The sequence below is a fragment of the Methylobacterium sp. Leaf88 genome (assembly GCF_001422795.1).
GTDB lineage: Bacteria > Pseudomonadota > Alphaproteobacteria > Rhizobiales > Beijerinckiaceae > Methylobacterium.
The window spans coordinates 171,854-191,101 of sequence record NZ_LMMK01000020.1; the positions used below are offsets into that span (position 1 = coordinate 171,854).

Consider the following 19,248-nt stretch of genomic DNA (forward strand, 5'->3'; position numbering starts at 1 on the left):
GGGGCCGGAGCGATCCGGCCCCGAGCCATGTTCGGCTTGTCCCGATGAGCGGAACCAGCCGCGTTTCAGGCGCACCGGCGTTTAATGGGGACGGTGCGGTCCAGTCGGATCGAAGCGCCGGGGACTTTGAGGACGGGAATGTCGAAGCGGGATTATTACGAGATTCTGGGCGTCTCCAAGACCGCGACTGACGGCGAGATGAAGGTCGCCTTCCGTAAGCTCGCCATGAGCTATCACCCGGACCGCAATCCGGGAAATGCAGAGGCCGAGCTCAAGTTCAAGGAAATCAATGAGGCTTATCAGTGCCTGTCTGACGGTCAAAAGCGTGCCGCGTACGACCGCTTCGGCCACGCGGCATTTCAGCAGGGCGGTGGCGGCGGTCCCGGATTTGGGAACGAGTTCGGCGACTTCATGTCGGATATCTTCGACAACTTCTTCGGTGATGGCCGGGCCGGCGCCGGTGGCGGGCGTGGCGGCGCGCGCAGCGGCCCGGCACGCGAGCGTGGCGCCGATCTCCGCTACAATCTCGAGATCTCCCTCGAAGAGGCGTTCAGCGGAAAGGCCGAGACCATCAAGATGGCGACCTCGGTCACCTGCGAGGTCTGCTCCGGCTCCGGTACCAAGGCCGGCTCGAAGCCGCGTCCCTGTCAGACCTGCGGTGGCTATGGCCGCGTGCGTGCGGCCCAGGGCTTCTTCGCCATCGAGCGCACCTGCCCGAACTGCCACGGCCGCGGCGAGGTGATCGACGATCCCTGTAGCGCCTGCAGCGGCGCAGGCCGCGTGACGCGCGAACGGACCCTCGCCATCAACGTACCGGCCGGCGTTGACGACGGCCTGCGGATCCGTTTGGCCGGTGAAGGCGAGACGGGCCTGCGCGGCGGACCGGCGGGTGACCTCTACGTCTTCCTCTCGATCAAGCCGCACGAGTTCTTCCAACGTGACGGCGCCGACCTGTTCTGCCGCGTGCCGATCTCCATGGTGACTGCGGCGCTCTCGGGCGAAATCACCGTGCCGGTTATCGATGGCTCGCAAACCCAGGTCCGTATCCCAGCCGGCACCCAGACGGCGAAGCAATTCCGTATCAAGGGCAAGGGCATGCCGGTGCTGCGATCGCGCGACGTCGGCGACCTCTACATCCAGGTTTTCGTCGAAACGCCGCAGAACCTCTCGAAGCGCCAGCGCGAATTGCTCCAAGAGTTCGATCAGTCGGCCTCCGACGAGAACCATCCGGAGAGCGCGGGCTTCTTCTCCAAGGTCAAGGATTTCTTCGACGGGCTCGGTGGGGTAGCCAGGACATAGACTTGCAATATCCTTCGGATCAAAACCGTTCGGCCACGGTTATCGCATGTGGCGGTCGAGCACCGCCTGCACGATCCTTGTGTGCGCCCCGGCGGGTTCGATGTTTGCTAGCTTGACTGCCGGAGAGCTTCGTCGTCTAGCCTTTCCCTCCCAACCCGTGATCTGAGGACATAGGGTCTTGCCGCCGCTACGCCGCTCCAGCGCAAAAGCCGACCTCGCTTCCGGTGCCAACCGTACACGGCGGGATCCGCTGGAGGACGAGGCGCGATTCCTGCGTTCCTGGTTCGAGCGTCCCCTCGTCACTGGCGCTGTGACGCCGTCTGGCAAGATGCTCGCCCGCACGATGGCCTCCTACGTCGATCCGCGCATCACCGGCCCTGTAATTGAACTCGGACCTGGGACGGGACCCGTCACCGAGGCCTTGATCCGGCGTGGCGTCGAGCAGGAGCGCCTAATCCTGGTCGAGTATAATCCGGATTTCTGCAAGCTGCTGCAGAAGCGCTTTCCCCGCGCGACGATCTTGCGCGGCGACGCCTACAACATTCGCGAAACATTCGGCACGATGCTGGCGGAGAAGGCGGCGGCGATGGTTTCAAGCCTTCCGCTCTTCACGAAGCCCTTGGAGCAACGTCTCGATCTCTTGAACGCCGCCCACGAAATGATGCATCCGAGTGCGCCGTTCGTGCAGTTCACGTACGCGGTGGTCCCGCCGATCCCGGCCCGGTGCGATGCCGGCACCTACACGGCCAGTCGTTCGAACCGAGTCTGGCTCAATCTTCCGCCGGCGCGTGTCTGGGTCTATCGCCGACCCTGAGGGCGATCGTTGGATTTCCGAACGCAGGCTGAAGAGCGGTCTCAGTTCGCGTTCAGTGCCAGAGCACTATCCCGGATGCCGAGGGCGAGACCCGCCTTGGCAATCGAGACAGGAGCTTCACGATGATCACCTTGCGCGCAGTTTCTTTGCGGGGAATGAGAACTCTGTTCGCCGTGATGAGCTTCGCCGGCGGCTTCGCACTCGCGACGAATGCGCAGGCTTTGCCCCTCGTGGCGCCGGTCCACGGCGATCCGCAAACCGCAATCACCCCGGTGCAGTACTGGGGCGGGCATGGTGATTGGGGCCATCATCGCCGCCATCACGAGGACCGCGGCTATGGTCACCAGCGCCGGCATTTTGGCTGGGGGCATCGCGATCACGGCTGGGATCATTACCGCGGTTGGGAAGGGCGTCGTCACCATCACCACGGTCGCGGACGTTACGACTACTGACCGCTCCGGCTTCCGGTGCTTCACCGAAGAGCCGGCGCCTGCCTATCCCGCGATCCGCTCCAGGACCGCAGGCGTTCGCTCCACGGGTGTCGGGTCGATGCGGTAGGCCGCCAGCAAAGCGGCTTCGGCTCGCTCGGCGGAGGCTGCATCGGCTGCATGGACCATCGCAAGCGGCTGGCCTTGCTCGATCCGAGCTCCGATACGGGGCAGCCCGGTGAAGCCGACACGTGGATCGATGTCGTCCTGCGGGCGGGTTCGACCACCACCGAGACCGATCACCGCAATGCCCAGATCTCGCGTCGCGATCGAGGCGACGTAGCCGTCCGTCTTCGCAGCGATCGCGCGCGTGATCGGCGCCTTTGGCAGGTAGCGCCCGGTCCGCTCCAGGAGGTCGACGGGCCCTCCGAGCGCAGTGACCATCCGGGCGAAGACTTCGAGCGCGCGGCCTGACGCTCTCGCGTTCTCCAGGCGGGCAGAAGCGTCCGCGACGTCAGAACTGAGGCCGCCGACGACCAGCATCTCGGCGGCAAGCGCCAGCGTCACGGCGTGGAAGGCCGGCTCGCACCAACGCCCGGTGAGATAGTCGAGGGTATAGGCAACCTCCAGGGCGTTTCCGGCCGCCGAGGCGAGGGGCGAGTCCATGTCGGTGATCAGCGCCACCGTACGCAGGCCCGCACCACCCGCCACATCGACGATACTCCGCGCAAGACCCTCGGCTTCCGGGCGCTCGGCCATGAAGGCGCCCGAGCCCACCTTGACGTCCATCACCAGGCCGTCGAGGCCGGCAGCGAGTTTCTTGGACAGGATGGAGGCGGTGATCAGGTCGAGGGACTCCACAGTGCCCGTAACGTCCCGAATCGCGTAGAGGCGCCGATCCGCGGGCGCGAGGTCTGCGGTCTGTCCGATGATGGCGCAGCCCACGTCGGCGGTCACACTCCGGAAGCGGTCGAGGCCCGGCATCGCGTCGTAGCCCGGGATGCTCGCGAGTTTATCGAGGGTGCCGCCGGTATGCCCGAGGCCGCGTCCCGAGATCATCGGGACGTAGCCGCCGCAGGCCGCGACCATCGGTGCGAGCGCGAGGCTGACCGCGTCCCCCACTCCGCCGGACGAATGCTTGTCCAGGACGGGTCCGGGTAGGTCCCACCGCAGGACGGTGCCGGACTGGGTCATCGCCCGGGTCAGCGTCACGCGCTCCGACCGCGACAGGCCGCGGAAGAACACCGCCATGGCGAAGGCAGCGGCCTGCCCCTCGGTCACCCGCCCGTCCGTCAGGCCCGCGACGAAGTCCGCGATGTCCTCCGACGGGATCGCGCCGCCGTCACGCTTGGTGCGGATGAGCTCCTGGGGCAGCCTCACCGGCCGGCCTCGGCGGAGGCCGCGACCAAGGCCGTGCGCAGGCTGCTGGCGCCGAGGCGAAATGTGCGGGGAGAAACCCAGGCCGGCCCCATGACGCGATCGGCGAGGGCGAGGTAAGTGCCCGCATCCGCGACGGATTTCAGGCCTCCCGAGACCTTGAGACCGACGGGATGCCCCCCCGCGTGGTCCCGGATGGCGCGGAGCATGGTCTCGGCGGCCTCCGGTGTCGCCGAGACCGCGCTCTTGCCCGTGGAGGTCTTGAGGAAATCCGCCCTGGCCTCGATGGCGAGGCGGCTCGCGGCCGTGATGGCGTCCGGGGTCGCCAGGACGCCGGTCTCCAGGATGACCTTCAGCAGACGAGCGCCGTCGCAGACGTCGCGGATCGCGGCGAGCATGGTGCGCGCCGTGCCGGTCTCGCCGGCGAGGACGCTGCGGTAGGGCAGGACGAGATCGATCTCGTGGGCGCCATCGGCCAGCGCTTCGGTCGTATCCTCCACCGCCCGCTCGATGTCGTCGCCGCCGGCGGGAAAGTTGATGACGGTGGCGACGCGCACCGGCGTGCCGGCGAGCAGCCGGGCGGCGCGGCTCACGTAGTGCGGCCAGACGCAGACGGCGGCGACCGCGCTCGCCCGGGCGTCGCGGCAGAGCGCGTCGATGGCGATCTCTGAGCAGGATTCGCTCAGATCGGTAAGGTCGAGGAGGGGCAGGGCCCGCCGGGCGATGGAGGCGTCTTCTATCATCAGGGGGCACTCGCGGGCAGGCGGGCGACGAAGGCGGCGACCAGGCGGGCGAGGGCGTCGCCGGCCCGGGCGGCGACGGCTTTGGTCTCCGCGTGGTGGGGATCGCCGCCGTCGATCCCGGCGCCGAGGTTGGTCACGACCGACAGGGCGGCGACGGGCAGGCCGTAGAAACGGGCGAGGATGACCTCCGGGACCGTCGACATGCCGACGAGGTCGGCCCCGAGGAGGCCGGCCATGCGGACTTCCGCCGGGGTCTCGAAGCTCGGTCCGGCGAACCAGGCATAGACGCCCTGGTGCAGGGCGACGCCGGATTCCCGTGCCGCATCAAGGAGATGGGCGCGCAGGGCGGCGTCGTAGGCGCCCACCATGGGCACGAAGCGGGCGTCGCTGGCCTCGCCGATCAGCGGGTTGAGGCCCGAGAGGTTGAGGTGGTCGGTGAGCGCCACGAGGCTGCCGGGGCCGACCTCCGGCCGCAGGGAGCCGGCGGCATTGGTGAGGAGAAGCGCTTGTGCTCCAAGGACTTGCGCGACGCCGAGCGGCACCCGCATCACGGCGGCGTCGCCGGTCTCGTAGGCGTGGGCGCGGCCCTCGAAGACGAGGACCCGGCGTCCGGCGAGGGTCCCGGCATGGAGGCGGCCGCCATGGCCGCTCACGCCCGGGGCCGGAAACCCCGGAATCTGCCCGTAGGATACCGAGAGGGTCGTGTCGAGGTCACGCACGATTCCGCCGAGTCCGGTGCCGGTGACGATCGCGCAGGCGAAGGGTCCGCCGAACCCCTGCGCGCGCAGCAGACCGGCGGCGGCCTGGACCCCCGGCTCCGGTTCACGCAAGGATTCATCCCCCATCGGTCCCCCCGGGAGCGGCGCCCAGGTTGTCCGGGCCGAAGGAGTCGGGCAGCAGGGCCCCGACGGTGAAGGCGGCGCGCAGGCCCGCCGGGTCGGCGACGTGGACCCGGACCGCGGGACCGGCGAATTCGCGGAGGCGCTGCCGGCAGGCGCCGCAGGGGGTGACGAGGACGGGCCCCGGGCCGAGGACCAGCAGGGCGGCGATGCGCCGGCCGCCCGAGGCCACCATGGCGGCGATGGCGCCGGCCTCGGCGCAGGTCCCCACCGGATAGGCGGCGTTCTCGACGTTGCAGCCGGCATGGAGGGCGCCCGACTCGTCCAGGAGCGCCGCCCCGACGGGAAAGCGCGAGTAGGGGGCGTAGGCGCGCCCCTGCGCGGCCCGGGCGGCCGCGAACAGGCGGGACAGGTCCGGACTCATGACGTCCGAAATCTTGGCGTCCGAAATTTTGGCGTCCGAAATTTTGGCGTCCAAAGTCGTGGATTCCGGGGTCATCGGGGCGGGACACGGCACGGCATCCCGCGACTTAGGCACCAAGGGGCGGGGCTGTCGAGGCCCGGCGCGGCGGATGCATCGACAGCGCGCCCCCGGGCTCCTAAGACGGGGCGAATGGAAGACGGGCCGGGAGGCGGGGGACCATGTTGGGACGTTTCGAGCGCGGCGCCTCCGGCGAGGCGGTGGTGGAGTACGGCGACGGCACCATGCGGGTGATCAAGCCCGGCAGCTTCGTGCGCTGCGCGGTGACCGGCGCGGCGATCCCCCTCGATGCCCTGCGCTACTGGAGCGCGACCCGACAGGAGGCCTATGCCAGCCCCGAGGCGGCGATGCAGCGCCTCGCCGAGACCGGACGGCCGGGGTAGGGGTTGCACGATCGGATAGCGGCAATTGATCCGACGTAGCCGCAAGATTTTTGAAAAAGTCAAAGGCCATTGTACATCAGCGTCCTCTTGCTTGGCCGCAGGCCAAGCATTTTATGACTCCACAATTTTGAGATACACAGTTAATAATACAGATTTTTGATCTGTGGTGCTCCACTCGTTATTGACTTATTTAATCACGATTACGCAATACCGCTCAATGCTTGCAGCATTAACGAAGTGCGATTGATGCTCGATAGCAGCTCTGAGCGCATTGACTAGCAACTAACTTTCTACAGAAGATGATGCTGTAGGATCACGAAACGGCGCCAACATCGTTGGGTCCTGGCCGATAGTGGACCGATGCATTCAAGGAATGAACGGTCGGTTTCGGAAGTTTACGCCCCTGTCGAAGACCGGATGGCTGCTCCAGACTCGACGAGACAAATCCCGCTAGCATCGAAAATTTTGCAGAAATCGTATCGACAATCAGTGGTTGTCTATGGGAAACCATAACCGCAAGAAAGCCAATCGATTCGGAGGAGCGCGGTGCGGGTTAAAAAGGTTCGAGTTCAAGGTTTCCGACTCCTGCGCGATATCGAGCTCATACTTGAGGATACGGCGACTGTCGTTGTCGGTCGCAACAACAGCGGAAAGACTTCACTGACGGATGTTTTTCGTTGCTTCGGAGCCTCGGGTACACCGTTCAGATTGCAGGATTTCTCGGCAGCAGAGCGCTCGAAGTTTCTCGCGGCTCGGGATGCTAAGGCTACGGGTGTCGCGCCACATATTGTGCTGGAGATGCTGCCAAAAATCGCGATCACGCTCACGCTAGCGTATGACAAAGCCGCGTCTGATATCGGCCCGATGTCGGCTTACGTAATTGATCTTGATGCTGATTCTGACACTGTAATCGCACATATCGTTTACGCACCGCGGTTAGCAGGTCTGTCCGCACTTTTAGAATGCGACGTCAATTCTACAACACCCGACTCCGCCGCGGAATTCTTTCGCCATATTAAACAAACCTTGGGGTCCGTATATGATACCGAAGTCTGGGCAATCGACCCCACGGCAGATGAAAATCGGCGCCTTTTAGATGTCAAACATCTGCACTCACTAATAAAATGGGATCTCGTGCGTGCGCAGAGAACCCTTGATCACTCCCGTCACGCCGATGCTGACGTTATCGGCAAGCTCTTAAACGATCTCTACAAAACAGCTAAAGCTCCCACCGCTACCGCCGCTGACCAAGCACTCGCTGCACAACTAAAGCTATCTGTTGAGGAAATCGAGCGTAAAGTACAAAATGAATTTGGCGATGTGTTAACGGAGCTACTCCCAGCGATGGATGTCTTGGGCTTCCCGGGGCAAAACGACTCAAAATTAAAGCCTGAAACAGTTCTGAACGTGGAGGCTTTGCTGAATGACCACACAAAAATTGTTTATGCCAGCAATGATGGTGTCCATTTGCCGGAAGGGTATAACGGACTTGGAACGCGCAATCTGATTTACATGCTACTACAGCTTCAAACTTTCCATAAAGAGTATAGAGCACTTGAAACTCAACCTAACACTCATCTGATCTTCATCGAGGAACCTGAAGCGCATCTCCATCCACAGATGCAGGAAGTTTTCATCGCACAGCTAAACCAAGCTGTTGCGAAGCTTTCCGAGGGATATCCCGACGATCCGGCGTGGAGAGTTCAGTTTATTATTACAACCCATTCCCCACACGTCGCCAACGCTGCCACATTTGAAGCGGTTCGCTACTTCTTAAACGACGACCCAGCAATCGCTAGCGCTAGACAAACAAAAATCAAAGACTTTAAAAAAGGCCTGGCGACCATCCCGGAGGCTGATCGGGATTTTCTGCACCAATATATGACCCTCACCAAATGCGATCTTTATTTTGCCGATAAGGCAATCATGGTTGAAGGAACGACGGAGCGCATTTTGGTACCTCGATTGTGTGCCTTAGCAGACAAAAATCTGAAGCCTGAGCACAGGCTGGAGCGACAGTACGTTACAACGTTAGAAGTTGGTGGTGCATACGCTCATCTGTTTTATCCTCTCATCGACTTTCTTGAACTTAAAACACTTGTCATAACCGACATCGATTCAGTGCATGCGACAAAAACCGATAAAGGTCATGTCAAATACAAAAAATGCCTCGTGGTTGACGGGGAGCGCACGAGCAACTCGGCGATTAGGCATTGGTTTGATAAGACCGCCGGCAAGGATTTTCCGCAAATAAAGCCATTGGATTTGATCGCTAAGCCGGATGCGGAAAAGATTTCGCGGTATCGGCGAATTGCATTTCAAATTCCAGAGTCATCGAGCGAAGACGCTTGCGCACGCAGCTTTGAAGACGCTTTAATTTTAGCGAATCCTAGTCACTTTCACCTTCCTGAGGATAGCAACAAAGCACTCAAGGCGTGGGAATTAGCAAAAGGTATGGAAAAGGCGGCTACTGCGCTGCAGTTCGCTATTCGGGAAAAGGATTGGATAGCCCCTAGATACATCCGTGAGGGACTAGCGTGGCTTGCAGAGCCTCCTCCTCCGCCCACTGAACCCCCGTTAGTTGTACCGGAAGAGAACGCCAGCAAAGCCTCGGGACTCACATCATGAATACAATACAAGCGAACCCAGCAATCATTGCTGCACAAGTGGCGCAAGCTAAAGTAGAGGCCTGTCTAGATGAAAGAAAAAGCTTTCGACTTGAAGCGGGCGCTGGATCCGGCAAGACCTACTCTCTCGTCGCTGCACTGAGAAAAGTCATTTCTGAGCAGGGGCGCTCTCTTGTCCGAGCAGGGCAACGCGTAGCCTGCATCACCTACACGGAAGTTGCACGCGACGAGATTGCTACTGAGGTTGAAGATCACCCAGCTATTCTCGTACAGACTATTCATGCGTTCTCTTGGAGCTTCATAGCCCCATTTCAACCAGCAATACGTTCGGTACTCTCAGATCTGGAGAGCCGAATGGACGCCATCAAGGAAGCTGGCGGCATCGGCAATAGGCCAATTACTTACGATCACGGCTTTTTTCGCATCACAGATAATGAGATATCTCTCGGCCACGACGACGTTCCGGTCATTTTGGCCAAATTGCTTTCGATCCAAAAGTTTAAACGTCTTCTCACTCAGCAATTTCCTATTATTTTTATTGACGAGTACCAAGATACTAATCGCCATTTCATGATTTCGCTCGAAACCAATGTTTTCAATAATAATGGCGGACCCATTGTCGGACTGTTTGGCGATCATTGGCAAACAATTTATCAGAGCGAATACGAACTCGCCGCCTATTCAGTCATAGGCATAGACAAGGGTTGTAACTTCCGATCAGCGCAGCCGATTGTCGATGTACTCAATCGTCTACGGCCTGAATTACCTCAGGTAGTCAGCGATCCTCATCTGCCGGGTGAGGCCCGCTTTTTCCACACCAATTTGTACGAAGGGCAAAGGACGCAGACGTCTCATTCTAAGAATGATTTGCCCCCTGAGATTGCAAAATCCGCGATGGCCAACTTGAGAGTGCGACTTGAGAATGAGGGCTGGGCGCGCGAAAAAACGAAGGTGCTTATGCTAACCCATAGTGCACTCGCCGCTGAACAGGGCTACCCAGGAATTGTAGAAGTGTTTAAGGGCAGAAACGATCAGTTTGCCAAAAAAGAAGATCCAGTTATTCAGTTGCTCGCCGAGACCGTAGAACCTATGTGCGCGGCATACTCTTCGGGTAATTATGGCGAGATGTTTCGCATTTATGGAGGTGGACCGGCAATCCGTTGTCACAAAGACAAGGTTGCTTGGCGAAGTGATATGGACCAACTACTAAAATTGCGTCGCGAAGGAACAATTGGGCAGGTAATCGATCATCTAAAGAATACAAATCGCCCCCCTCTCACTTCAAGGATCACCAAAAGAGAGGACGATTTGGCAGCACTCAACGGCGAACCTATCCCCGAGGAAATGGGATCCTTGATAAGGCACGCGGGACTTCGGAATGTTCCCTACGTTGAGGTCGTAGAGGCTGTAAGATTTATTGACGGGTTTACTCCATTTGCTACACAACATAGTGTGAAGGGCGCTGAGTTTCAGAACGTTTTAGTTGTACTTGGTGGGGGCTGGAACCACTATAATTGGCCACAGCTATTTGAGCAGTTAAGCAGCGAAAATGTTGAGAAGAAGCATCTAAAGGCCTACTATCGCTCACGGAACCTCTTCTATGTTTCTATTTCTCGTCCGATGACGCGACTTGCTGTGCTTGCGACGCAAACACTTTCGGATTCGGCTCTGAACGCAGTCACTTACCTATTTGGTTCGTCAAGAGTAATCGAATTACCTTCCAGTCAGCTAGGAAAATGAACAAAAAATTGCATGAAAATTTGGAGAAGGGCGAGCGCTATAAATTGATGCCACCCGAACTGTGTTAGAAATGGCAGAGTAGAACACCAAACGCGGCTTCGATCTAAATGCTTATGAACTGAGTCCACCCCAGACGTTTCGCTAAAATAAGGTGCTACCAACCAACCCCCGCAACTGCCCCCGCAAAGCTCCCTCATCCGCAAACGCGAGCGTGACGGGCAGCACCGCGACGCGGGCGGCGAAGGGGGCGGTGAGGCGGACGTGGTCCTTTTCGGTGGTGACGAGGTCGGCGCCGAGGCGGGTGGCTTCGGCCGCGAGGGTGGCTTCGTCGGCGGGGCCGTAGGGGTGGTGGTCCGGGTAGGCGCGGGTCGCGACCAGGGTGGCGCCGGCCTCTTCGCAGGTTGCGAAGAACTTTTGGGGGCGGCCGATGCCCGCGAAGGCGAGGACGCGGCGGCCCGTCAGGTCGGCGCCGGGGACCAGGCAGGCGCGGTGGACCGGGAGTCCGCGGGCTTGCGCCGCCGCCGCCACGGCCTCGCCCCGGTCTCCGGTCCCGATCAGCACGAGGCCGTGGATGTGGGGCCATTGCCGGGCCAGGGGCACCCGCAGGGGGCCGGCCGGGAAGGGCCGCCCGTTGCCGAGGCCGGCGCCGGCATCGACCACGGCGAGCGACAGCGTCTTGGCCAGACTCGGGTTCTGCAGGCCGTCATCCATGACGATGACGTCGGCGCCGGCTCGGACGCAGAGGGCGGCGCCGGCCGGGCGGTCCCGCGACAGGATCGTCGGCGCGGCCCGGGCCAGGAGCCGGGGCTCGTCGCCGGTCTCTTCGGCCGTCTGGCGGGACGGATCGACCCGCACCGGCCCTGCGAGGCGCCCACCATAGCCGCGGGTCAGGAAGGCCGGGTTCGCCCCGAGGGCGCGCAGGTGGGCGGCGAGCGCCAGGGCGGTGGGGGTCTTGCCGGCCCCGCCCAGGGTGAAGTTGCCGACGCAGAGGACGGGGCAGGGGGCTCTTTCGCCGGGCCGGTCCATGCGCGCGGCGGTGTGCCGGCCGTAGAGGGCGCTCAACGGCGCGAGCCACCGGGCGGCGGGATGGCCGGGGCCTGCGTCCCAGAAGGCGGGGGCGCGCATCAGCCGGCGCTCACGGGGCCGCCATCGCCCGGAGCGTCATCTGGGCGATGAAGGGATCGAGCACCGCCAGGGTGCGGGCGACGGCGCCCTCGAAGGGCTGGAGCGCGGCTTCCCCCGCCCGGCTCATCGCCGCGATGCGGGGGCGGTCGGCCAGGAGGGTGTCCAGGGTTTTCGCGAGGGCGTCGGCGTCGGTCACCGTCAGGGCGCCGCCGGCTTCGTCCAGGGCGGCATAGACCTGGGTGAAGTTGTGGATGTGCGGCCCGTGCAGCACGGCGGCCCGCAGGCGGGTCGGTTCGATCGGGTTCTGGCCGCCATGGGGCACCAGGGAGCCGCCGAGATAGACGATGCGGCCGAGGCGGTAGAACAGGCCGAGCTCGCCCAGGGTGTCGGCGACGTAGAGATCGACCCCGCCATGGGGGCGCCCGCCCTGCGAACGCCGCGCGCTGGTCAGGCCCTCGGCCCCCGCGCAGGCGGCGACGTCGCCGCCGCGATGGGGATGGCGCGGCACCACGATGGTGAGGAGGCGCGGCCAGCGTTCCTTGAGGCGGGCATGGGCCCGGGCCGCCATGGCGTCCTCGCCCGGATGGGTGCTCGCCGCGACCCAGACCGGCCGGTCGCCGACGAGGTCGCGCAGGTGGGCGAGCTGCTGGCCGTCCGCCGGGGGCACCTCGGAATCGTATTTCAGGTTGCCGGCGATGCTGACCCGGGGGGCGCCGAGGCGGCGGAAGCGGTCGGCATCCGCGTCGGTCTGGGCAAGGCAGATCGCGATGCGGGCCAGCAGCGCCTCGGCGGTCCGGGGGGTGCGGGCCCAGCCCCGATACGAGCGCTCGGACATCCGTCCGTTGACCACGAGGAGGGGGATGCCGTGCCGGTGCAGGCCCAGCACCGTGTTCGGCCAGATCTCGGATTCGGCGACGAGGGCGAGGTCGGGCCGCCAATGGGCGAGGAAGCGGTCCACCCAGCGCGGCGCGTCGAGGGGCATGTACTGGTGGACGGCCCCGGCGGGCAGGCGCCGCCCGATCAGGTCGGCCGCGCTGCGGGTGCCCGTCGTCACCAGCACCGAGAAGCCGCGGGCGATCATGCCGTCTACGAGGCCGACCAGGGACAGAGCCTCCCCGACGCTGGCCCCGTGCATCCAGACGAGGCGGCCCGTCGGCCGGGCCCGGCCCGGCAGGCCGCGCCGCTCGGCCAGGCGTCCGGCATCCTCCTTGCCCCGGCGGGCGCGCCAGCCGAGCAGCCCCACCAGCGCCGGCTCGCCGAGATAGAGACCGGTGCGGTAGGCCCGCAGGAGCGCCGTGAGGGGCGGGGCCTTCGCCATCGCCTTCACGCCGGTTCCCCGACCCGGCCGTCCGCCCCGACGCGGTCGGGATGGCCGACGCGGTCGTGGGGCCCGACCCGGTCGGGCCGGCCGACCAGGGTGTAGGCGCGGTCGTGGACGCGGTTCATCTCGGCCTCGAGCTGCCGGCGCAGGGCCTCCAGGGCCTCGGGCTCCACGTCCCGCGGCACGAATAGGGGTTCGCCGAACACCATCGCGCCCCGGCCGAAGGGCAGACCGAGGCAGGCCCGGTCCCAGCTGTCGAAGCGCCAGTGCCGGCTCGTCACCACCGCCACGGGGATGATCGGCCGGCCGGAGAAGCGCGCCAGGGTAAGGATGCCGGCATCGGCCCGGCGCGAGACCTTCGGCACGTCGGCGCTGAAGGCCACGCTCTCCCCGTCCTTCAGGGCCCGCAGCATGGCGCGCAGGCCCTCGGCGCCGCCCTTGGCCCGGGCGTCCCGCAGGACGCGGCCGCGGGCGCCCGAGGCCCGGATCACCCGGACGCCCATGCGGGTGAGCGCGATGGTGTTGATGTTGCCGTCGGCCGACCGGGAGATGATCGTGGCGATCCGGTCGTGCGGCCGGCGCATGAACGAGATCATCGTGTGCTGGCCATGCCACATGCCGGCGATGAAGGGGCTGTGCCCGTCGAGCCAGGCATCCGGCGCGGCCGGCTCCACGGTGAAGCGGTTGGTGCGCCGCACGAGGCGGAGGTAGCCGCCCGCGAGGATGCCGAGGGCCTGCTGGACCGCCGGGGCGCGGCCGATGCGTTTGACGAGGCTCATCACGTCGCTTTCGCGTCGCCGACGGACCGGCGATGCCGTCGAGGAGGGGATGTCCGCGGAGCCGTCCCGCGCGGCGCGCCGGACGGGCAGGCGGCTGTCTAGCTCCGATCGCGCGGCCGGCGCAACGACGCTGTGGCGGTCGAATCCGCCGTTTCGGGGGCGAAACCCGGCGCAGGTGGCTTGTTTGGACTGATTCCAAGCTATAGATTGGAATGAGTCCAAAGAGGAACGCGCTCCGAAGGGAGCCCATCAGGACAGGACGCGCGATGATGATGATCTCCCCCGCCCAGGGCGCCCCGGAGCCGATGACCGCGATCGATGCCGCCGCAGCGGAGGCGCACCGCGCCTTCGTCCTGCGCTACGTCCAGCCGGGGCTCGCCGGGCTGATCGACGGCTCGGTCTCGACCCTGGCGCCGATCTTCGCCGCCGCCTTCGCCACCCACAGCAACGGCGCCACCTTCCTGGTGGGGCTCGCCGCCTCCATCGGCGCCGGGATCAGCATGGGCTTCACCGAGGCGCTCTCGGATGACGGGCAGATCACCGGGCGCGGAACACCCTGGATGCGCGGCCTCGTCTGCGGAGTGATGACCACGGTGGGCGGCCTCGGCCACACGCTGCCCTACGCGATCCCCTCCACCTGGCCGAACGCCTTCGGCGTCGCGACGGCCCTGGCCATCCTGGTGGTGGTGGTGGAGCTGCTGGCGATCGCGGCGATCCGCACGCGCTACATGGCGACGCCGTTCTGGCGCGCGGCCCTGCAGGTCGTGCTCGGGGGCGCCCTGGTGCTCCTCGCCGGCATCGCCATCGGGAGCGCCTGAGGGACGGCGGGCGGATTCGGAAGGCGAGGGTTGACCCCCGGCCCCGGATGGGGCGATGCGGGGCGCGAAATCCCGATCATCGACCGCGCATTGGGGGATGATGTTCCGCCTCGCCCACCTGACCGACCCCCATGTGGGGCCGCTGACACGCCCGCGCCTGCGCCAGCTTCTGAGCAAGCGGGCCACCGGCTACGTGAACTGGCAGCGCGGCCGCAAGGACGCCCACGACATGGAGGTGCTGGCCGCCCTGGTGGCCGACCTCCAGGCGCAGGGGCACGACCACGTCGCCTGCACCGGCGACCTCTGCAACATCGGCCTGCCGAGCGAGTGGTCGACCGCGAAGGTCTTCCTGGAAGCCCTGGGGACGCCCGAGACCGTGAGCTTCGTGCCGGGCAACCACGACGCCTACGTGCGCGGCTCCCTCGAGGGCCTGCTCCTCGCCTGCGGCGCCTGGACGGCGGGCGACGACGGCACGCACGGGCATTTCCCGTACCTGCGCCGGCGCGGGCCGGTGGCCCTGATCGGCCTGTCCTCGGCGGTGCCGACGAAGCCCCTGATGGCGAGCGGCCGCCTCGGGCCGCAGCAGATCGCCGCCACCGAGGCCCTGCTGCGGACGCTGGGGGCCGAACCCGAGCCGCCCTTCCGCGTGGTGATGATCCACCACCCGTCGCATCCCGGCGGCACGTCGTCCGGGCGTGAACTGAAGGATGCGGGGGCGTTCACCGCCATGGTGGCCCATGCCGGGGCGGAGTTGATCCTGCACGGGCACAACCACGTCCGCAGCGTCGCGTTCGTGCCCGGGCCGGGGGGGACGTCGATTCCGGTGGTGGGGGCCGCCTCGGCCTCGGCCCGGGGCGATGCCCGGCATCACCGCGCGAGCTACCACCTCTACACGATCACGCGCCGCGCGACGGGCTACGCCGTCGCGGGCATCGAGCGGGGCCTGACCGAGTCCGGAACCATCGCGGATCTCGGCGCCCTTCCGCTGGCCCGCTCCTGAGGCGTCGCCGCCTCGGGATCTCAGGGCTCAGGCGTCCTCCAGCACCTTCGCCTGGGCGGCGAGGCTGGCCTCGTAGCGCTCCGCCTGCAGGCGGGTCAGGCCGCTGACGAGCACGGCCTCGCCCCGGTAGACAGTATAGGTGCCGTCATGCGTCGGCTTCACGCGAATCACGTTGGACATGGCTGTCACCCCGTCAAAAAAGGTTAGACGCGATATGATTTCGGCGGAGGGGAAACATTAACGGTCGGTTCAGACTACGCAAGTCCTCGGCGGCGCTAGACGCGACAAATCGATCCCGCGATGCAGCGAACATCTTGGTATATCAGTTCAGCGGGCGAAATCCCCGAACCTTCTCAACGAATGGCTACGCTTGCGCCGCACCATGGTCTCCGGGGGAGAGCGGGGGCCCGCCGGGCCCGTTCCGGCCATCCTGGGCCGCCTCGGCCCCCACCGCGGGCGGACTCGTCGCCGGACCTGATTCTTTTGAGGCGCGACGCCGCCGCCCGACCCTCAGGCGTCGCGCGACGGCCGGCCCGGGACTCGTCCGAGATTGGCCTGCAGGTAGTCACTGATCTTGCGCAGGTAGGCTTCCAGGTCCTGGACCTCGCCCTCGGCGGAGCGGGCCCGCTCCCGCGCATCGAGGGCGGCCTGATCCGCTTCGCGCCGCGCCATCTCGGCCTCGCGGACGCGCAGCTGGGCCTCGCGCATCCGGATCTCCAGTTCCATCGCCTGACGCCGCCAGGCGGACGCCTCGGCGCGGGCCCGATCCAGCTCGGCCTGCTGCTCGACCCGCTCCCGGTGGGTGAGGCGGATCAGGTCCCGCGCCTGGGCCGAGATCGTATCGACCCGCTCGTGCAGAGCCTGGATCGTCTCCATGCTGTGCTCGACCAGGCGCAGGGTCGTGGCGCCGAGTTCCGAGGTGGGCGTGATCGCCGGCACGGGCACCAGGGCAAGCGCCTGGCTGCCGCTCCGCACGGGGCTTTCCGTCTCGCGCGGGTCCGAGGCCTCGCCCCCGTGACGGACGGGCAGCCGGGCGATCGCGAGATCGATCACGGGCGACAGGACGGGGGAGGCGGCAGCGGACATAGGAGCGGCTGGGATGGGAGCGGCGGAGATGGGTGCAGCGGACATGGGGGCGGAGACCCGGACGGGAAAACGATCATGGTGACGGTCGTTGAACAGGGTCCCGGGCGGGCGGCGTGACCACGCGGGATGGATCGGCCACCGGCGCCCCGGCCCCTCACGGCGTTCCGACCTTGGCCGGGTTCGCCTCGTCCGCCGGCGCACGGCGGGTGAAGCCCTCCACCACGGCGTCGTGCAGGCGGGCCAGCCACTCCTCCGCCTCGTCCGCCCGGCGCTCGGCGAGGTCGGCGCGGGTCTGCGCGGCGGCGACCTGCGCCTCCAGGGCGGTGGCCCGCTCCAGGGCCCGCGCGACCGTGCGTTCCAGCTCCTGCTCCAGCTCCGCGGCCCGCTCCTCGCTGATGCGAATCGCGGCCGTGGCCTCGTGGATCAGATCGAGCGAGGCGGACCAGTCCCGCGTCCGGCCGGCATTGGCCGGAGCCGGAAGGGTCTCGTCCAGATGGGCCTGCTGAGCCGGCTCGGGCGCCCCCGGCCCGCGATGGGGGCTGGGCAGGCTGCGCATCAGCCAGGCTCCGGCGGAGGAGGTTTCTCGGTCGCGAAGCGCGGTCTCGGACATCTGGGCATCCCTGCGCGGGGTCTCCGCCGCGCCGTCTCTTGAAGGGGTGGAGGGGTCGGGTCGGCGAGGCTGGATCGGTCGGGTCGGGCGCTATTTCTCGGGCGGGGGCGAGAAGGGACGGACGTTGCTCGGCTCCGGCGGGGGCGCGGCCGGGGCCGGCTCGCTCCGCGCCCCCTCGTCCCCCGCGAAGCTGCGGGCCGAGCGACGCAGGGCCTCGTGCTGCTTCTGCAGGGCGACGCGGCTCTCGCGGGCGATGTCCAGGGCACCCTGCGCGAGCTTGCGCTCGGAACGCTCGTGCTGGAGCTCCTCGATCAGGCGGTGGTTCACGGTCTCGAAATCCGCACGCTCCACCTCCTGGCGGTGGACGAGGTGGTCGATGCGGTCGGACAGGCTGGAGACCCGGCCGAGGGCCTGCTCCAGGGCCGCATCCTTGGCCGCCATCGCCTTGGTCAGCATCTCGCAGCGGTGCTCGAATTCCGAGCGGGCCCGCTGCATCTCGAGGAAGCGCTCGTTCTGCCGGGCGAGGTCGACCTGGGCGCTCTCCAGCCGACGCTCCAGGGTGACGCGCTCGATGGAGGCTTCCTTGAGGCCGCGCTCGGCCGAGCGGCCGGCCTCGTCGCGCTCGCGGAGCTGCGTGCGGAGCTGGGCCAGCATCTGCTCGGTGTTGGCGAGCCGGCTCGTGGCGGCTTCCACCCGCATGGCGAGGCTCGCGCGCTCGGTGCGATGGTTCGCGACCTCGGCCTCGTACTGGGCCTCCGCCTTCTGGGCGGCGGCGATCTCCGCCGCCAGCTGCTGTTCGACGTTGTGCAGGGCGACGCGGCCGGACTCGGCCTGGCCCTCGAACTCCTGAGCGCGGGCGCTCAGTTCTGCAAGCTGGGCCGCCTGGGCCTCGCTCAGGTTCTGGAGCCGGAGGTTGTCCCGGTCGAGGGCGTGCCGGCTCTCGCGCAGGTCCTGCAGCTCGCTGTCGGACCGAGCCAGCGCCTGGTCGAGGGCCTTGGCCTCCACCCGCAGCGCCTTGCTCTCGCCCTGCAGGGCCCGGCTCTGCTCGGTCTCGGCGAAGAGGCGCCGCTCCAGGTTCTCGGCCTGCAGGGTCTTGTCGCGCAGGGCGATCCGCACCTCCTCGGCCGCCGCGTCGCGGGCCTGGAGGCTGGTCTCGAGGTGGTGCAGCTGGATCTTGGCGGCCGCCACGTCGTTGGTCGCCGCGGCGAGGCGTCCGGTGGCGTCGGCGAGATCACGCCGGAGGGTGGCCGCGTTACCCTGCTCCATCGCTAGCAGAGTCTCGAGCTCCGCCGTCCGGACCTTGGCCCGCGGAAGCTCCTCGGTGATCGCCACGATCGGTACCAGGAGGGCGGAGAAATCCGCCTGAAGCGACTTCAGGTCGTCGAGGCGCTCGGACATTTCCGCCACGCGGAACCGCAGGCTCTCGTTGTGCTGCCCGAGGGAATCCAGCGAAAGGTCTTCACTGTCCAGTAGCGGCTCCGTCGTCTCCGCCTCATCGGCAATACGGATAAAAGGCACATCCTGTATTGGAGAACGAAGCAATGCATCAGTCTGCTGTGAAGACGGCGCCTTGCTTTCACTTGCGGTCAATTTGCGGAGCGAAAGCCAGCTCATTTCTGCGATCCAATCTCGTGGCGGACAACCCACGACCAGGATTCAACAAGGTTGCAATTTCCTGCCCCTGTCAATCACGCCAAACGCGTCCTGTTAGCAAATTCTTAACGTATGGCTTTTGTAGCGCAGCGGCGCCTGATCCGTCGCGTTGCTGGGCTCAGCTT

The 19,248-nt window shown here is 65.7% G+C and carries 18 protein-coding genes and 1 pseudogene; 8 read left to right on the forward strand and 11 right to left on the reverse strand.

The window, feature by feature from the left end; translation table 11 throughout:
* Positions 1 to 138 precede the first annotated feature (138 nt).
* The 3 genes from dnaJ (at position 139) to ASF20_RS23340 (ending at position 2,565) form a co-directional block, all read left to right on the forward strand.
* Complete coding sequence (gene dnaJ / locus ASF20_RS12420; protein WP_056274610.1) at positions 139 to 1,299, forward strand: molecular chaperone DnaJ; 1,161 nt, start codon at positions 139 to 141, stop codon at positions 1,297 to 1,299.
* A 178-nt stretch (positions 1,300 to 1,477) separates the two neighbouring features.
* Positions 1,478 to 2,113: an rRNA adenine N-6-methyltransferase family protein gene (locus ASF20_RS12425; RefSeq protein ID WP_056213738.1), complete on the forward strand. Its 636-nt coding sequence runs from the start codon at positions 1,478 to 1,480 to the stop codon at positions 2,111 to 2,113.
* Between the two features lie 122 nt (positions 2,114 to 2,235).
* The gene (locus ASF20_RS23340; protein WP_156648057.1) at positions 2,236 to 2,565 is read left to right on the forward strand and encodes a hypothetical protein; all 330 of its coding nucleotides are present in this window, start codon (positions 2,236 to 2,238) and stop codon (positions 2,563 to 2,565) included.
* A 42-nt stretch (positions 2,566 to 2,607) separates the two neighbouring features.
* Here ASF20_RS23340 and deoA read toward each other — a convergent pair whose 3' ends face one another.
* Genes deoA through ASF20_RS12450 form a run of 4 tightly spaced genes read right to left on the reverse strand, consistent with a single transcriptional unit; the run spans position 2,608 to position 5,924 of the window.
* Positions 2,608 to 3,921 carry a thymidine phosphorylase gene (deoA, locus tag ASF20_RS12435; protein WP_056274612.1) on the reverse strand — a complete coding sequence of 438 codons (1,314 nt, stop codon included), beginning with the start codon at positions 3,919 to 3,921 and terminating at the stop codon, positions 2,608 to 2,610.
* On the reverse strand, positions 3,918 to 4,661 hold the full coding sequence (deoC, locus tag ASF20_RS12440) for a deoxyribose-phosphate aldolase (protein ID WP_056274613.1): 744 nt from the start codon (positions 4,659 to 4,661) through the stop codon (positions 3,918 to 3,920). The genes deoA and deoC overlap by 4 nt, the downstream gene beginning before the upstream one ends.
* Positions 4,661 to 5,491: a purine-nucleoside phosphorylase gene (locus tag ASF20_RS12445; RefSeq protein WP_244476414.1), complete on the reverse strand. Its 831-nt coding sequence runs from the start codon at positions 5,489 to 5,491 to the stop codon at positions 4,661 to 4,663. The genes deoC and ASF20_RS12445 overlap by 1 nt, the downstream gene beginning before the upstream one ends.
* Before the next feature lie 4 nt (positions 5,492 to 5,495).
* Positions 5,496 to 5,924, reverse strand: a complete 429-nt coding sequence (locus ASF20_RS12450) for a cytidine deaminase (protein ID WP_056274687.1) — start codon at positions 5,922 to 5,924, stop codon at positions 5,496 to 5,498.
* Between the two features lie 218 nt (positions 5,925 to 6,142).
* Between ASF20_RS12450 and ASF20_RS12455 the strand changes: the two genes are divergently transcribed.
* From ASF20_RS12455 to ASF20_RS23350, 3 genes are all read left to right on the forward strand, one after another.
* Entirely contained in the window at positions 6,143 to 6,364 is a 222-nt protein-coding gene (locus ASF20_RS12455; protein WP_056274617.1) for a DUF2093 domain-containing protein, read from the forward strand.
* A gap of 546 nt (positions 6,365 to 6,910) precedes the next feature.
* Positions 6,911 to 8,992 carry an ATP-dependent endonuclease gene (locus ASF20_RS23345; protein ID WP_082501310.1) on the forward strand — a complete coding sequence of 694 codons (2,082 nt, stop codon included), beginning with the start codon at positions 6,911 to 6,913 and terminating at the stop codon, positions 8,990 to 8,992.
* Positions 8,989 to 10,731, forward strand: coding sequence for a UvrD-helicase domain-containing protein (locus tag ASF20_RS23350; protein ID WP_082501311.1), 1,743 nt, complete (start codon positions 8,989 to 8,991; stop codon positions 10,729 to 10,731). The genes ASF20_RS23345 and ASF20_RS23350 overlap by 4 nt, the downstream gene beginning before the upstream one ends.
* Before the next feature lie 141 nt (positions 10,732 to 10,872).
* On the opposite strand, the gene lpxK is transcribed toward ASF20_RS23350, so the two are convergent.
* From lpxK to ASF20_RS12470, 3 genes are read right to left on the reverse strand one after another with little or no spacing between them, the layout of a single operon-like run.
* A complete protein-coding gene (gene lpxK, locus ASF20_RS12460; protein ID WP_056274620.1) occupies positions 10,873 to 11,856 on the reverse strand; it encodes a tetraacyldisaccharide 4'-kinase in 984 nt (327 codons plus the stop codon).
* A 10-nt stretch (positions 11,857 to 11,866) separates the two neighbouring features.
* Entirely contained in the window at positions 11,867 to 13,174 is a 1,308-nt protein-coding gene (locus ASF20_RS12465) for a 3-deoxy-D-manno-octulosonic acid transferase (RefSeq protein ID WP_056274688.1), read from the reverse strand.
* A 5-nt stretch (positions 13,175 to 13,179) separates the two neighbouring features.
* The gene (locus ASF20_RS12470; protein ID WP_056213719.1) at positions 13,180 to 13,956 is read right to left on the reverse strand and encodes a lysophospholipid acyltransferase family protein; all 777 of its coding nucleotides are present in this window, start codon (positions 13,954 to 13,956) and stop codon (positions 13,180 to 13,182) included.
* A gap of 347 nt (positions 13,957 to 14,303) precedes the next feature.
* On the opposite strand from ASF20_RS12470, the pseudogene ASF20_RS12475 reads away from it, so the two are divergent.
* Both ASF20_RS12475 and ASF20_RS12480 read left to right on the forward strand, forming a co-directional pair.
* A pseudogene (locus ASF20_RS12475) lies at positions 14,304 to 14,774 on the forward strand (VIT1/CCC1 transporter family protein); the annotation flags it as partial.
* Positions 14,775 to 14,874: 100 nt separating this feature from the next.
* Positions 14,875 to 15,774, forward strand: coding sequence for a metallophosphoesterase (locus tag ASF20_RS12480; protein WP_056213996.1), 900 nt, complete (start codon positions 14,875 to 14,877; stop codon positions 15,772 to 15,774).
* Positions 15,775 to 15,801: 27 nt separating this feature from the next.
* Here the strand turns inward: ASF20_RS12480 and ASF20_RS24630 are convergent, their stop codons facing one another.
* From ASF20_RS24630 to ASF20_RS12495, 4 genes are all read right to left on the reverse strand, one after another.
* Positions 15,802 to 15,954 carry a hypothetical protein gene (locus ASF20_RS24630; protein WP_200917569.1) on the reverse strand — a complete coding sequence of 51 codons (153 nt, stop codon included), beginning with the start codon at positions 15,952 to 15,954 and terminating at the stop codon, positions 15,802 to 15,804.
* A gap of 330 nt (positions 15,955 to 16,284) precedes the next feature.
* The gene (locus ASF20_RS12485) at positions 16,285 to 16,860 is read right to left on the reverse strand and encodes a hypothetical protein (protein ID WP_056274621.1); all 576 of its coding nucleotides are present in this window, start codon (positions 16,858 to 16,860) and stop codon (positions 16,285 to 16,287) included.
* Between the two features lie 154 nt (positions 16,861 to 17,014).
* Positions 17,015 to 17,470: a hypothetical protein gene (locus ASF20_RS12490; protein WP_056213714.1), complete on the reverse strand. Its 456-nt coding sequence runs from the start codon at positions 17,468 to 17,470 to the stop codon at positions 17,015 to 17,017.
* A gap of 90 nt (positions 17,471 to 17,560) precedes the next feature.
* Positions 17,561 to 19,084 carry a chromosome partitioning protein ParA gene (locus ASF20_RS12495; RefSeq protein WP_274534724.1) on the reverse strand — a complete coding sequence of 508 codons (1,524 nt, stop codon included), beginning with the start codon at positions 19,082 to 19,084 and terminating at the stop codon, positions 17,561 to 17,563.
* Positions 19,085 to 19,248 lie beyond the last annotated feature (164 nt).